This window comes from Actinomadura sp. CNU-125, assembly GCF_001942465.1.
GTDB lineage: Bacteria > Actinomycetota > Actinomycetes > Streptosporangiales > Streptosporangiaceae > Spirillospora.
Genome location: NZ_MKJY01000555.1, coordinates 62,745 through 76,159 on the forward strand (window position 1 = coordinate 62,745; position 13,415 = coordinate 76,159).

Annotated in this window: 18 protein-coding genes and 1 tRNA gene; 13 read left to right on the forward strand and 6 right to left on the reverse strand. The window is 67.5% G+C overall.

Annotated elements, in window-relative coordinates:
• The first annotated feature begins 2 nt into the window (after positions 1-2).
• Complete coding sequence (locus tag BJF79_RS40770; protein ID WP_083734606.1) at positions 3-263, forward strand: tyrosine-type recombinase/integrase; 261 nt, start codon at positions 3-5, stop codon at positions 261-263.
• A gap of 1,138 nt (positions 264-1,401) precedes the next feature.
• Here the strand turns inward: BJF79_RS40770 and BJF79_RS64045 are convergent.
• From BJF79_RS64045 to BJF79_RS40785, 4 genes are all read right to left on the reverse strand, one after another.
• Complete coding sequence (locus BJF79_RS64045) at positions 1,402-1,575, reverse strand: hypothetical protein (protein ID WP_262403316.1); 174 nt, start codon at positions 1,573-1,575, stop codon at positions 1,402-1,404.
• A gap of 487 nt (positions 1,576-2,062) precedes the next feature.
• Positions 2,063-2,482: a gamma-glutamylcyclotransferase family protein gene (locus BJF79_RS40775; RefSeq protein WP_262403317.1), complete on the reverse strand. Its 420-nt coding sequence runs from the start codon at positions 2,480-2,482 to the stop codon at positions 2,063-2,065.
• Entirely contained in the window at positions 2,436-3,617 is a 1,182-nt protein-coding gene (locus BJF79_RS40780; protein ID WP_075905443.1) for a hypothetical protein, read from the reverse strand. Before BJF79_RS40780 ends, BJF79_RS40775 begins: the two co-directional genes overlap by 47 nt.
• A complete protein-coding gene (locus BJF79_RS40785) occupies positions 3,604-4,509 on the reverse strand; it encodes a hypothetical protein (protein ID WP_075905445.1) in 906 nt (301 codons plus the stop codon). Before BJF79_RS40785 ends, BJF79_RS40780 begins: the two co-directional genes overlap by 14 nt.
• A 414-nt stretch (positions 4,510-4,923) precedes the next feature.
• Between BJF79_RS40785 and BJF79_RS40790 the strand changes: the two genes are divergently transcribed.
• Positions 4,924-5,202: a hypothetical protein gene (locus BJF79_RS40790; protein ID WP_143220832.1), complete on the forward strand. Its 279-nt coding sequence runs from the start codon at positions 4,924-4,926 to the stop codon at positions 5,200-5,202.
• Positions 5,202-5,408: a hypothetical protein gene (locus tag BJF79_RS40795; RefSeq protein WP_075905449.1), complete on the forward strand. Its 207-nt coding sequence runs from the start codon at positions 5,202-5,204 to the stop codon at positions 5,406-5,408. The genes BJF79_RS40790 and BJF79_RS40795 overlap by 1 nt, the downstream gene beginning before the upstream one ends.
• 180 nt (positions 5,409-5,588) lie before the next feature.
• Here the strand turns inward: BJF79_RS40795 and BJF79_RS40800 are convergent, their stop codons facing one another.
• Positions 5,589-5,993: a winged helix-turn-helix domain-containing protein gene (locus BJF79_RS40800; RefSeq protein ID WP_075905452.1), complete on the reverse strand. Its 405-nt coding sequence runs from the start codon at positions 5,991-5,993 to the stop codon at positions 5,589-5,591.
• Between the two features lie 100 nt (positions 5,994-6,093).
• Here BJF79_RS40800 and BJF79_RS40805 point away from each other — a divergent pair, with 100 nt between their 5' ends.
• The 9 genes from BJF79_RS40805 (at position 6,094) to BJF79_RS40845 (ending at position 12,479) form a co-directional block, all read left to right on the forward strand.
• On the forward strand, positions 6,094-6,435 hold the full coding sequence (locus BJF79_RS40805; protein WP_075905454.1) for a hypothetical protein: 342 nt from the start codon (positions 6,094-6,096) through the stop codon (positions 6,433-6,435).
• A gap of 1 nt (position 6,436) precedes the next feature.
• The gene (locus tag BJF79_RS40810; protein WP_262403318.1) at positions 6,437-7,747 is read left to right on the forward strand and encodes an FtsK/SpoIIIE domain-containing protein; all 1,311 of its coding nucleotides are present in this window, start codon (positions 6,437-6,439) and stop codon (positions 7,745-7,747) included.
• A gap of 220 nt (positions 7,748-7,967) precedes the next feature.
• On the forward strand, positions 7,968-8,720 hold the full coding sequence (locus BJF79_RS40815; protein ID WP_262403319.1) for a DUF2637 domain-containing protein: 753 nt from the start codon (positions 7,968-7,970) through the stop codon (positions 8,718-8,720).
• Between the two features lie 24 nt (positions 8,721-8,744).
• The gene (locus tag BJF79_RS40820) at positions 8,745-9,119 is read left to right on the forward strand and encodes a hypothetical protein (RefSeq protein ID WP_075905456.1); all 375 of its coding nucleotides are present in this window, start codon (positions 8,745-8,747) and stop codon (positions 9,117-9,119) included.
• Positions 9,119-9,406 carry a hypothetical protein gene (locus BJF79_RS40825; RefSeq protein WP_075905458.1) on the forward strand — a complete coding sequence of 96 codons (288 nt, stop codon included), beginning with the start codon at positions 9,119-9,121 and terminating at the stop codon, positions 9,404-9,406. The genes BJF79_RS40820 and BJF79_RS40825 overlap by 1 nt, the downstream gene beginning before the upstream one ends.
• 100 nt (positions 9,407-9,506) lie before the next feature.
• Positions 9,507-10,901 carry a replication initiator gene (locus BJF79_RS40830; RefSeq protein WP_316043542.1) on the forward strand — a complete coding sequence of 465 codons (1,395 nt, stop codon included), beginning with the start codon at positions 9,507-9,509 and terminating at the stop codon, positions 10,899-10,901.
• Positions 10,898-11,134, forward strand: coding sequence for a helix-turn-helix domain-containing protein (locus BJF79_RS40835; RefSeq protein ID WP_262403320.1), 237 nt, complete (start codon positions 10,898-10,900; stop codon positions 11,132-11,134). Before BJF79_RS40830 ends, BJF79_RS40835 begins: the two co-directional genes overlap by 4 nt.
• The gene (locus BJF79_RS40840) at positions 11,134-11,973 is read left to right on the forward strand and encodes an N-terminal phage integrase SAM-like domain-containing protein (RefSeq protein WP_075905460.1); all 840 of its coding nucleotides are present in this window, start codon (positions 11,134-11,136) and stop codon (positions 11,971-11,973) included. The genes BJF79_RS40835 and BJF79_RS40840 overlap by 1 nt, the downstream gene beginning before the upstream one ends.
• Positions 11,970-12,479: a tyrosine-type recombinase/integrase gene (locus BJF79_RS40845; protein WP_075905462.1), complete on the forward strand. Its 510-nt coding sequence runs from the start codon at positions 11,970-11,972 to the stop codon at positions 12,477-12,479. The genes BJF79_RS40840 and BJF79_RS40845 overlap by 4 nt, the downstream gene beginning before the upstream one ends.
• Positions 12,480-12,573: 94 nt before the next feature.
• Here BJF79_RS40845 and BJF79_RS40850 read toward each other — a convergent pair.
• A tRNA-Gly gene (locus BJF79_RS40850) sits at positions 12,574-12,644 on the reverse strand.
• A 77-nt stretch (positions 12,645-12,721) separates the two neighbouring features.
• Between BJF79_RS40850 and dcd the strand changes: the two genes are divergently transcribed.
• Complete coding sequence (gene dcd / locus BJF79_RS40855) at positions 12,722-13,297, forward strand: dCTP deaminase (protein WP_075905464.1); 576 nt, start codon at positions 12,722-12,724, stop codon at positions 13,295-13,297.
• Positions 13,298-13,415: the final 118 nt, after the last annotated feature.

The window sequence follows — 13,415 nt, forward strand, 5'->3', positions numbered from 1 at the left end:
TCGTGGTGGAAGCGCTCGGCGTGCCGAACCTGCACTTCCATGACCTTCGGCACACCGGTAACACGCTCGCCGCTGACATGGGCGTCTCGCTGCGGAACCTCATGGCGCGGATGGGTCACGACAACGAGCGGGCCGCGCTCCGCTATCAGCATCGATCGGCCAACGCTGACCGTGCGATCGCGGACGCTCTTGACTCGCTCGTCCAGGCCGACCGTGAAGCGGACGACGATGACGGTGAGGCGGGGGCGCTTGTTCGGGCGTAATCGCCCGTCAGTGATGACGGCGATAAACGATCAAGGCCCAGGTTCGGGGATCATGTCCCTGACCTGGGCCTTACTGGTGAGCGGGTGACGGGAATCGAACCCGCGCTGTCAGCTTGGGAAGCGCACCGATTTCGTCTGTCACCGGGGCTGATGTGCCCGTACGCCTGTCCGCAAGTGACCGCTGTTGCCCCTTGATCACCGCTCCTAATTGCACGCCGGTTGCACGACCACAGCTCGCTGACCTGGGGCGGGCAAGGCGCTCTGTCGCGTGCGAGACACGCAGCGAAAATTGACCGCTCTGACGGACAGCTGCCCCGGAGCACAGCGATGCGGGCACTAAGCGGCGGTTCCCGGGAGGAGTCGATGATGCCCCCCCGGACCGCTGATGCGATAGCCAGGCACAACTTGCTTGTCCCTACGCAACTAGTCTGCGGACTGCTCCTGGTGTTGTTTATCCAGGTTCCCGAGCCACTGCGTGTGAAGCTTATACCGGGTACTAAGTCCTTCCCATCCACACACACATGACACGCGGATGGCCGGGACATCGGGCCTCTTCTTGCGTTTCACGCTATTCGCAGGAGCAGCTTGCTTCACGGCTGGCGCACCCTGGCGTGCTTTCTTGGCGCGCGCCGCTTCGACCCTTTTCTTCTTCTTACGCTGCGACTTCTTGTCTTGCTTCTCTCGCGACGCTAGCTCGAAGTTGTCTTCTGCGTCAGGGCGACGTGGATAAATAGACGCTCTACTCTCGCCGCCGCTAAGCACACGAGTGCTTCCTAGTGGCACGTGCACAACTCGTTGACCCATGACACCACCTTGCGCTACCTCTCTCGGCGAGAGTACCTACTCTTCACGCTCCTCTGTTGGAGTCCGGGCTACGTGACCAACGTTGGCCAAGGTGAGCATTCGAGCCTGTAAGTCAGAACCCGAGCGGCGCGACTACTGCCTTCTGGCTTGCCTCGGAGCCGGCTCGCACTTCCCCGCCGAGATCGTCCAAGCGTGTTGTTAGCAGACGCACCGCCCCGGAGGGTGCTCCCGCGCGAACGGCATCAGCCACAGCCGGGCGTTTCGCGCGGGAGTATCCTCCGGCCCGCGGGGGTCCAGGGGGCGGCGTAGCCCCCTGGTAAGCGCACGCTCAGACTTACTCGTTCTGCTCGGGGGGCCGCACGATCGCGTGGATGACGTATCCCAGCGCGACGCTTGCCAGTTCGATGATGATGCGCTGCTGCATCGCGAGGTGATCGCTCGGCGTCGGCGCCGCAGCCACTATCATGATCAGGACGAGCAACGCCGGAGTCAGGCATACTGCTTTCATAGAAGCTCCCTGTGAGTTTCGAGAGTGCGGCACCGAGATCGCGAGGCCCGGTCATCGTTCCCGCGATCAGAGGGGCCTGGATCTCGGTGCCGCAACTCCTTACGAGAGCAGCGTAAAGCGCGCTTTATACGTTGTCACCCCTCGGATTCTTGACGTGGGCGTTAACCGCACCTACAATGCACCCCGACTAAGCATATGTAATGTGGTGGCGACCTGCTGTAACAGCCTTAGCGGCATCAGGACCTCAATCAGCGATGGATAGTTGATACTTACCGATAGGCATCGGGGCAGCGTCCTTCGGGTTATGGGCGGCGTCCGATCCGGCGGACGGTCGACGCGGTGCGGCGGGATCGGACCGGAGAGGCCGCACGCCCGGCGCGCCGGGGCGGGCGGCCGCTGGCGACGCGAAGCGGCGCCCTTGAAGACGTAAAGAAAGTTCTCATCCGGGCCATGTGCCGCATGGACATGGGCCTGCTGGCATCAGGTTCTAGCTGGCCTGTTGGCTCTCGTAGCGCTGGCGCCATGCTGAGCAGCGCTCGACGTAGGCGGGTAGCTCGTGGGCCTCGAACTCCTCGGCGGACCAGTCGTCGTCTCCGACTTCCGCACCGGGGTTGCATGCGTACGTCCAGCCGTGGCGGCCGTCGGTGAGGTCGACCCGGACGAGTTCATAGACGGGGTCCTCGAACGCGTCCAGGAGGCGCCACTCCTCCGGGCTGAGGCCGGTGAGCAGGTAGCCGTTTGCGGTCTTGTCGCCTGGGAGGATGCCGGGGTACGGGCGTCCGGGCAGGGTGGCGACTCGCCATCCCTCGGTGCTTACCGGCTCGTGGTCGGGGACGCGGTCGATCAGCGCGAACAGAACCTCAGGAAACTGGAGACTGCCGTAGACGAACAGGGCCTCCGGGTCCACCGATAGGCGGTCCTGCGGGCCAGAGTTCGGCGAGGTCGGTCGGGGTGAGCGGCGCTCGGTATGCGGCATGGAGTACCTCCCGGGACACCTTAGCGTCGGCGTCTGCAAGGGCCGCGAACCAGTCGAACCCGGCTGGATACGCCCACATGTAGCTGCGGTGCTGCGGGTTGGTCCCCCGGTCGGCGAGGTAGCCCGCAATGGTCTTGTCGGTCAGCCATGGGACGGACGCGCGTAGGTGGTCGGCACATTCGGCGGCGGACGTTCCGTTATTGATCGCTCGGTGAACCTGGGCGAAGGCGAGTTGCGTGTAGAGGGCGAGTCGCACGCGGGCTGTAAGAACCTTGTCCTCCGGAAGGAGGAAGAGCGGCCATGCCTGGGCGAGACCTTCGAGCATCACCTGTTGGGACGCGTGGACGCTGAGGAGTCGGACCCACGGGACGTCTTCGGCCTCGGCCTGCGCGGTCAGGCTCGCGCTCTGGAGGCCGTGACCTAGAACCTCGTGGAGGGCGAACTGTCGCGCGCCGGTCTGGGTGAACTCGGCGTTGGGGAGATTGAGCCGTAGCCGGACGTCGTAGCCGGCCCCGTCCAGCCAATACGCCCAGTAGGCGTCTACCTCGGCGGTCTCGATCGTGAGCGTGTAGGGGGCGGTGCTGCCGGTGGCTTCACGGACGAGCGGCTCTAGATCCTCGGCGGCCTGGCGGATGGCGTCGGGCGCCTCGCTGGCGTCCATGAGTCCTTCGGCCTGGCGCAGCTCGGCGTTGGTCTTCTCACCCCAGGTGATGCCGAGATCGGCGAGTGCGGCGCGGGCCTGGTCGGCGCGCTCGGTGACGTAGTCCTCGGGCCATCCGGCGGCGTCGCATCCCTGGGTGGCGCGGACGTAATCGCTGAGCGGCGGGTGTTCGCCGAGCAGGGCGCCGAGGTAGGCAAGATCGGCATCGAGGCGGGTCGCAAGCGGACCGGTCGCGTCGGGGCGTAGGGCTGCGAGTCTGCGGTAGACGGTGAGGCGGTCGGGGGCCGGTTCGGGCTCGGGGCCGCTCGGGTGGCAATCGAAATCGATGATCGGGGAGCCGCCTCGGTCGACCTCGTGGGCGTTCCACGCGCGGAGGACGGATTCGATTTCGTCACGCAAACTCATGCATTACGTCCCATCGCAGAGTGAGGGCCTGGTTCGGCCGCAGGTAGTTGCGGGTCAAGGTCATCACGACGTCGTCGCCGTCGTAATCCCACACGAGTGCGTCCTCTGCGGAGTTCTCCGACCCATCCGGGTGCTCCTCGGTCGCCGTGCAGCGCAACAGCTCTCCGGCTCCGCGGTGCTTGATGCGCAGGGTGTAATGCCGCAGGTAGCGCGGTATGGACTGCCGCCAGTAGTGGTCGTGGATGAACTGGCCGCCCTGGACGGTGAAGCCGACCGTTGCCCACTCCGCGGGCTGGATCGGTGGCGAGATCTGGCAAGCGAACTTCGACAGGTTCGCCGTGTCGTGAACCCGCTGGATCATCACGCGTCGGTCGGAGTCGTCGTTCGACACGATGCGAAGCTTCTTCTCCGTGTACTCGAACCAGACCTCTCGGGCCAGACGCGTCACCGGCTTGTCGGTGAGGTTCAAGAGCTGGTGTCGGTAGCGGACCCGTGACCAACCATCGGGGTCAATGTCGATTTCGGCGTTCATCGCCAGCTCGACGATGTTCCCGGAGAGGGCCGCAAGCTGGCTCGTTTCCTCGTCGCTGAGGCGTAGTACCTGCTGCATTTCCAACAGGTGCCGTCCGAGGTTCCGAGCTTCGTCGCTGACACCCTCCACGGAGGCGAGTAGCGCGGGTGAGATGGCGCTCGGCGCGTCCTGCGCTCCCCACTCGACGTCTCCGGCGGCGGCGGGCGCCTGCAATCTCTCGTCGATCGCGCCGAGCAGTGCCTTCGCCTTGGCGGGGGCCTCGGGGTCGTCGTTGCGGGACGGGGCCGCCGGTTGGTCCTCGGTCACTACGCGCGCGAACAGTTGCTCGGCGGTCCAGCCTGGGAACATCTTCTCCAGCACGCGGCAATGATCGGCGTAGGGCAAGCCCTTGAGTTCGCCCGATGCCCACCTGTGCAGTTGTGCCCGGCTCGGGCCTCCTCCGGCTAGCGACGGGTCGACCTTTCGGGCCGCCTTGTCATACTCGGCCGTGAATGTCCGGTGAGTCTGCCAGTGCCGTTCTAGGAGCAAGAGCTTCAAACGCACAGGGGGATTCGTCATCTTCGGCCCTCCCAAAAGGCCGAACGTAGCACGGACGAGACACAGACGAGACAAGACGAGAACAAGCCGCACAGGATGCGGCACGCACGGTAATGCCGTGCAACACGTCTCCCGGCGACGCTTTGAAGGTGATCAGTGGCGGGACCGGTGGCACGGTGAGGGCGGCTCGTTCGTGGCCCCGTGTCTCCGGTCCCGCCTCCACCAAGGGGCGAAGCGATGGAAACAACGATGTCATTGGAGTTGGAACTCCTCTCCGAACTGCGCGGCGCGCTCGCCGAACACGAGATCCGGTCCGAGCTGAAAGAGGACGTCGCTGGGCTTGCGGTCTCCACCGACGCCCCCGGCGTCTACCTGTGGGTGTTCGTCAGCTTCACGAACCGGTTCTTCTCGTGGGCTCGGGGCAATCATCAGCACCCGGTCAACGACATGGCGGGCGCCGCCCGGCGCATCACCACCCACGTCAAGGGCCTTCATCTGTTGGGGGGTGCGGAGTGATGGAGGATCCGGAGATCGACCTGTCCGGCCTGGTCGGGAGCATGGAACGCGACCTCGAAGCCGAGTTCCCCGGCTGGCTCATCGCACGTGAGAGCACCGGGCGATGGGCGGCGACGCGTCCGGACTGGGGTGCTCTGTTCGCGCAGACGGGGCCGGAACTGCGGGAACGGCTGCGCCGCTTCAACCGAGAGGACGGGGCGTCGTGACGGACGAACGGCGCACACCTGACACGGTCGTGCGGCTCGACGCGTCACGGAATCGGCGGAACACAAGGAGGGCGGTCAGACTGACCGAGGAAGAACGTCAGCTCCTGCTCGAAGAGCTGGCAGAGATCGCGGCGAAACTCGATGAACTACAAGTTCGTAGCTTGGAGATTTCCAGCCGGATCACCGATCACGAGTCCGCTCGTCAAGCTCGTCCAGCCTGAGATTCTGTCGCCGGAGATGCTCCCTGATCTCCTGGAGCTGGCCCCATAGGAGTGCGAACTCCTGGCTCGGCTCCTCGGGAGCGTCTCCGGCTTCTGCATGCTCCGGCTTAGCCGCGATGATGCTGGGGCTCCCCTGGCGACTCTGGATGAGCCCTTCCTCCCGCAGCACGGTCAAGGCCCGTTCCACCGTGGCCTTGGCCGCGTCGAACCGCGCGCTCAGGACGGCGATGCTGGGGAGCGTCTCCCCCACCGCAAGACGCTCCGTCTCGATGTCCTTCCGCAGCTCATCTGCGATGCGGACATAGATCTTCCTGCGGTCCGCGCGGCCGTGTTCTCCCATGTCAGCAGGATAGCCCGCTGTCATAGGTTCCTGGGTTCATAGGAAACTTCCGGCCAACCGCTTGACCCTCCTACTTTCCTAGGTAACCTAGGTTCATAGGAAAGCAAAGTACTTAGGAGGGTTCATGCGCAACATCCCTGTAGACACGTCGGGCCTGGCCTTCGTGTGCGTCTCCCCGGCGCGTCCGAAGCTGGTGAATCAGGAGACCGGAGAGGTCAAGGTCGACAAGAACGGCGACGCCGTGTTTCAGGTCGGCCTGTCCTGCGCGAACGAAGACGGACGGGTCGACCTCGTCACGGTCGCGGTCACCGGCGACCCCGGTGTCACCCTCGGCCAGGTCGTGACGCCGGTCCGGCTGGTCGGCTTCCACTGGGAGCAGACCATCAACGGGGAGCGGCGCTCGGGCGTCTCGTTCCGCGCTGAGCGGGTCGTCCCGGTCGGCGGCGAGGCCGGGGCGGCTGCCTGACATGGACGCGTCCACTCTCTACCTGGTGCTCGGGGTCCTGGCCGCTGCGGCGGCCGGGCTCTGGGCCTGGTCCCGGTGGTATCCGCTGTCGTTCTGGTACGGCGTCGGCTTCCCGGTCCGCGTCGTGCGGGTGTTCCTCACCTGGCGGTCGGTCGCCTCGGGCTGCAAGCTCGCCCGGACCAAGCGCGCTTGGCGGGTCACCCTCGACGCGATCCCGGTCGTGGGGCCGGCTGCCCGGTCGGCCGCGACGGTGGTCGAGCAGAAGCGGCGCGTCCGGCGGGTCGACGTCGAACGGGCGCCTCGGCTGGGACTGATGCTCCCGACGCCGTTCGGCTGGCGTCTGCGGGTCAAGCTGACCGACGGCCAGATCCCGGACGACTACGCCAAGGTCGCTGAGCGGCTCGCGCACTCGTGGCGGGTGCACGGGGTGCGGGTCCGGGAGCACAAGCCGGGCCGGATCACGCTCGTGGCCACGCGGCGTGACCCGCTGCGGGCCGTCACCGTCCCGCCCGAGGACGGGGGAGCGCTCCTCGTCGTCCGGCCCGGTGTTCTGGAGAACGGGGAGCCGTGGGTGATCGACTTCCGCGCGGTGCCGCACTGGATGATCGTCGGCGCGACTCAGTCCGGTAAGTCGACGCTGGCGAACGCCATCATCAAGGCTCTGGCTCCTCAGCCGGTGGCCATCATCGGCTTCGACCTCAAGGGCGGCGTGGAGTTCACGCCCTACGCGCCTCGGCTCTCGGCGCTGGCGACTACGCGCAAGGAATCGGTGGATCTGCTGCGGGAGCTGGTCGGCGAAGTCGAGGCGCGCATGGCGGTGTGCCGGGCGGCTGGCGCCCGCAACGTCTGGGGGCTTGCGGAGTCGGCTCGGCCGGTTCCCGTCGTCGTCCTGGTGGACGAAGTCGCTGAGCTGTTCCTCATGGCGGACAAGTCCGAGAAGGAGCAGGTCTCGCAGACCGGTACGGCGCTGCTGCGGGTGGCGCAGCTCGGACGGGCGTTCGGCGTCTTCCTGATCGTCTGCGGTCAGCGCGTGGGCTCTGACCTCGGTCCCGGCATCACTGCTCTGCGCGCTCAGCTCTCCGGGCGCGTCTGCCACCGGGTCAACGATCCCGAAACCGCTCACATGGCGCTCGGCGACCTCGACCCGGCCTGCCTCGGACGTCGCGCGCTCGATCCCTCCGGAGTCTCCCGGCGTCGCCGTGGTCGCCGGTCAAGACGGCACCTGGTACCGCGCCCGGTCCGTCCAGGTAACCGAGGAAGAAGCCGAACAGGCCGCCCTCGACTGCGCCTCTCTCGCCCCCTCCTGGGATGACCTGATCGGTCATCCGCCCGGCCTCGACGCCGCGTAACTCCCCGTCCCCTGCGGCTCGGCGTGAGCCCTGATCACGCCACGTCCCTACCCGTCCCATGCCCGAAACCCGCTCGGAGGTGCTTATGTCCGCGATGGTGGTCCCCCTCCGTCTCCGTCCCGGGGCCGTCCTCGGCCGTCCCGGCTCGTCCTCGTCCGTCCTGTGGAGTGGTGGGGGTGCGCGGTGAGCGGCCGCATCACCGGACGCGTCACGGCGGCCGTGGTCGACTCCGGTCCGGTGCTCGTCCTCGCCGCGATCGCGGCGGCGGGGTCATTCACGCACATCCGTGACACCGCCACCGAACACGGACAAGGCGGCTGGATGGCCTGGGCCGTCGCCGTGTGCATCGACCTCACATGCGTGATGGCGGCCCGTGAGCGTCAGCGTGACAAGCGGACGGGACGGCGGACGGCGCGGCTGTCGTGGCCGACGCTCGTCCTCGTCGGCGGCGTCCTGTTGAGCCTCGCCGCGAACCTCGCTCAGGCTGAGCCGTCCGTCTGGGGCTGGCTGTCGGCCGGTACTCCGGCGGGCGCTTTCCTCGTTGCCGTCTCGATGCTGGAGCGTCGCGCGTCCGGTCCGCGTCCCGCCCCATCCGTCGTCCCGTCCCCGGACGCGATGACCGTCCCGCCGTCCTTCGGCCGTTCGGACGAACCGGCCCCGTCCCCCGTCGTGGAGGACGAACCTCGGCCGGAACTCGTACCCGTCCAGGACGAGCAGACCGAGATCCCCGTTCCGGCCGCTGCCGAGTCGGACACGTCCGCGCCGGTCCCCGGTCCGGCCGCCGCTCTCCTCGACTTCGCCCGGCGGGTGGCCGACGAGCACACGGAGAAGCACGGGCGACCGATCACCCGTGACGCGCTTCGGGGCCGACTGGGCGTGTCCAACCAGCTCGCGTCCGACCTCCTCCGCCAGATCCGCGCCGACTCCCCTGCCTGAACCTCACTCACTCAGGAGATCACCATGACTGACCAGAACACGACCGCGCACGCTGAGGCGGCCCACCGCGAACGCGTCCTCCAGGGCCTCATCGACCTGGCCGCGTTCCTGGAGGCCAACCCGGGCGTTCCCGTCCCGGCCTTCGGCTGGACGCTGAACCTTCCCGCCAGTGAGGCCACCGATGGCCGTGAGCGGGCGGAGATCGACCGCATTGCGGACCTGCTCAACGTTCCCATCTCGGACGACACCCCGAACGGCGGTCACTACGTCGCCCAAAAGCACTTCGGTCCGATCACCTACCAGGCGTTCCACGTCCCGGCCCGTCGCATGGCCCAGCACAACGCCCTGTGGAGCTACGGCGACAACGTTCAGGCCGACATCGACGGCGAGGCCGCCTGATGGACGCCCAGCAGACGACATGGCGGCTTCGGTGCCGCTCCTGCGACGTCACGAACGGCGGCCTCAACTGGGTTGCGCTGCTCGCCCTCCGGGACGGTCCGGCGTGCTCCTCGTGCGGCTCGTCCGAGGTGACCGCGCAGGACGCCGCGACCGGATCGGCCGTCGTCTTCCCCCGTCCGCGCGCCTCGCTCGGCGAGTGGTGGCAGTGCTGCAACTGCGGCGGAACCGGCCTCGACTCCTACGGCGACGCCTGCCCGCACTGCGCGGGCCTCGGGCACTGCCAGTGACCTGAGCGCCCCCGGCGTGGCCGCACAAGCCGCCAAGCACACGCGCCACGTCGGGGGCCGTCCCCTCATCCGCCTGAATCGGTTAGGAGACCTGTTCATCGTGCCTCACCCGGTCATCACGCCGCAGGACGCCCGGCTGATGGCGAAGATCATCGACCGGCCCGACTTCGACCGCTGGGCCGCCCGTGCCCGCTCCACCGGCGGCTGCTCGCAACCGGTCTTCCTCACCGGGACCGTGGATCACGTCCACACCGGTACCGGGGAACTGCTTCACCGCTACTCGACCGACAGGGAGCCGGACGGGGCGCTGCCGGTGGCCTGCAAGACCCGGCGGGCCTCCCGCTGTCCCGCCTGCGCCGAGACCTACCGCGCGGACACGTATCAGCTCATCCGGGCGGGCCTGGCCGGTGGGAAGGGCATCCCCGAGACGGTCTCGGGCCACCCGGCGGCCTTCGTCACGCTCACGGCGCCGTCCTTCGGTCCCGTCCACGCTCGGCGCGTGCGGTCCGGCGGGCGGGTCGAGCGCTGCCACCCTCGCCGGACCGCGAAGCCGTGCCCGCATGGGGTCGTGGCCTCCTGCGGCGCCCGGCATTCCGAGGATGACCCTCGGCTCGGCGAACCGCTCTGCCCCGACTGCTACGACTACGCCGGGTCGGTGCTGTTCAACGCGCTCGCTCCGGAGCTGTGGCGACGCTTCACGCTGGCCCTGCGCCGCTACCTGGCCAAGTCGGCCGGGCTCACACAGAAGGAGTTCCGCGAGACCTTGGCGGTCTCGTTCGCCAAGGTGGCCGAATACCAGCGGCGGGGCGTCGTCCACTTCCATGCGGTCGTCCGCTTCGACGGTCCGGATGGTCCGTCCTCGTCGCCTCCCGGCTGGGCGAACGTCCGGCTCCTGGAAGACGCCGTTCGGCACGCTGCGGGCGCCGTCTCGGTCAACACTCCGGCGGCTCCGGACGTCCCGGAACGGTCGCTGTCGTGGGGCTCTCAGGTCGACGTCCGGCCGCTCACCTCCTCGGGCTCGCTCACGAATGAGGCCGTGGCGGGCTACATCGCCAAATACGCAACCAAGGCGGCCGAATGCGTCGGCACCCTCGACCGGCGGCTTCGCCCGACTGACGACCTGGCTGAGCTGCCCATCACGCCGCACGCCCGGCGGCTGATGAGCGAGTGCCTTCGGCTGGGCGCCCTGGACGAGTTCGCCCACCTCCGGCTCGTCCAGTGGGCTCACATGCTCGGGTTCCGGGGCCACTTCTCGACCAAGTCCCGCCGGTACTCCACCACCCTCGGCGCGCTGCGGGCCGCACGGATCGCGTACGTCCGCGAGCAGTTCCCCGGCTGGCAACTGCCGGACGACCAAGACCCTGACCTCATCGTCGCCATCGGCGAATGGCGCTTCGCGAGTCAGGGCCTCACGCGCGGCGAAGCGCTCGTCACTGCCGCGCTCACCGGAAGACCTCTCCCTCCTCCCGTCCCGACCGCTAGGAGCGCTGCGTGAGCAAGGCTCAGACTCCCCCGAACGACCTGAACGAACGGCTCCTCACAATCGCTGAGGCGGCCGAACTGCTGAACACCTCCCCGCGGTTCCCTCGTCGGCTCGTCGCCGAACGGCGCATCCGCTTCGTCAAGCTCGGGCGCTTCGTCCGCATCCCTGAGTCCGCGCTCCGCGAGTTCATCGCGGCGGGCCTCATCGAACCCATGACCGCCTCTGACGTCTGGAGGGTTGCCTAATGGCCAAGGGCAACAAGTCGGGTCGCCGTCGCTTCGGCAACGTTCGTCGGCTCCCCTCGGGCCGGTACCAAGCGAGCTACATCGCGCCGAACGGCGAACGGCGACCGGCCCCGAAGACCTTCGAGCGCAAGAGCGACGCCGAACGCTGGCTCACGCTGGCGGAAGCGCAGATCTTCAGCGGTGACTGGACGGACCCCGACCGTGCCAAGGTGCGGCTCGGCGACTACGCCGCAACGTGGATCGAAGAGCGGCCCGGCCTGCGGCCTCGGACGGTCGAGCTGTACCGGTGGCTGCTGCGGAAGTACATCGCGCCGCACCTCGGGGGCGTCCCACTCGGCAAGCTCAGCACGTCCATGGTTCGTGAGTGGCGTACAAAGCTCCTCGACTCCGGGGTCTCGGCGACCATGGCGGCCAAGGCTTACCGGCTACTGCGGGCGGTCCTCATGACTGCGGTCGTGGAAGACAAGATCTTGTCTCGCAACCCGTGCCAGGTGCGGGGGGCCGGCACCGAGGTCACTCCGGAGCGACCGACCCTCACGGTTCCTCAGGTGTTCGAACTGGCCGAACGGGTCGGCGTCCGCCCGGTCGGCAACATTCGCAAGCTCGACTCGGGGGAGTTCCGGCTTCGGTACCGGGCCAAGGGCGACACGATGCGGCGGCATCCGGCCGCCTTCGCGACGCGTCCCGATGCTGAGCGGGCGCTGTGGAAGCTGGCCGAGGACGGGCGCGCCGATGTCGTCCAGGACGACCGGCTTCGCGCGTTCATCCTCCTCGCCGCGTTCGCAAGCCTGCGTTGGGGTGAGGTGACCGCGCTCCGGGGGCCGACATCGACACCGTGAACCGGACCGTCCGTGTTCGGGCCGCCTACGTCGAACGGGCGAACGGACAGATGATCCTCGGGCCGACCAAGTCACAAGCTGGCCTGCGTACGGTCTCGATTCCGGCCTCGATCGTCCCTGACTTGGAGGCGCACCTAGAGAAGTACGTCCGGCCTGATGCTGACGCGCTCGTCTTCACGGGCGTCAAGGGCGGGCCGATGCGGCGGAGCGGCTTCAACAAGGTCACGCGCTGGCACTTCGTCGTGGAATCGCTCGGCGTACCGAATCTGCACTTCCATGACCTCCGGCACACCGGCAACACCCTCGCTGCTGACATGGGCGTCTCGCTCCGAAACCTCATGGCGAGGATGGGCCACGACAACGAACGGGCCGCGCTGCGCTACCAGCACCGATCGGCCAACGCTGACCGTGCGATCGCGGACGGGTTCGATGCCCTCATGCGTGCGTGGGACGAGTCGGGCGACGATGACGACGGGACGGCGGGCGTACCGGTGCCGGTCGGGTAGTCGCACGCGGGTTGCACGGCGGGGCATCCGACCCTAGAAACGATCAAGGCCCAGTGTCGGGGATCCAATCCCTGACCTGGGCCTTCGTCGTGCGAGCGGGTGACGGGAATCGAACCCGCGCTGTCAGCTTGGGAAGCTGAAGTTCTACCATTGAACTACACCCGCGTGGGACGGCTTGCCGTCCGCGCTTGCGCCATCGTACCGGATCGTCGGGGGGCGTGTGGACCGGGTAGCTTTTCAGCGTGCTGCTCTCCGATCGCGATATCAGGTCCGAGCTCGAGTCCGGGCGGGTGAAGATCGACCCGTACGAGCCGAGCATGATTCAGCCGTCCAGTGTGGACGTCAGGCTGGATCGGTACTTCCGGGTCTTCGAGAACCACCGGTATCCGCACATCGATCCCGCGGTGGAGCAGCGGGATCTGACGCGGCCGCTGGAGGTCGATCCGGACGAGGCGTTCGTGCTCCATCCGGGGGAGTTCGTCCTCGCGTCGACGTACGAGGTGTTCGGGCTGCCGGACGATCTGGCCGCGCGGCTCGAGGGCAAGAGCTCGCTCGGACGGCTCGGGCTGCTGACGCATTCGACGGCGGGGTGGATCGACCCGGGGTTCAGCGGTCACGTGACGTTGGAGCTGTCGAATGTGGCGACGCTGCCGATCAAGCTGTGGCCGGGGATGAAGATCGGGCAGATGTGCCTCTTCCGGACGAGTTCGCCCGCGGAGCATCCGTACGGGTCGCAGGAGTACGGGTCGCGCTACCAGGACCAGCGGGGGCCGACACCGTCGCGGTCGTACCTGAACTTCCACCGGACAAAGGTGTGAACGTGTCCCGTTTGTGACCCTAACGTGACGGAACGCACCAAAGGATGAAACATGTTCCTTGAGCAGGTAGTTTCAAGCGACGCAGAGTGTTGGCGTTCGCTTGACAGTCTCTTTACGT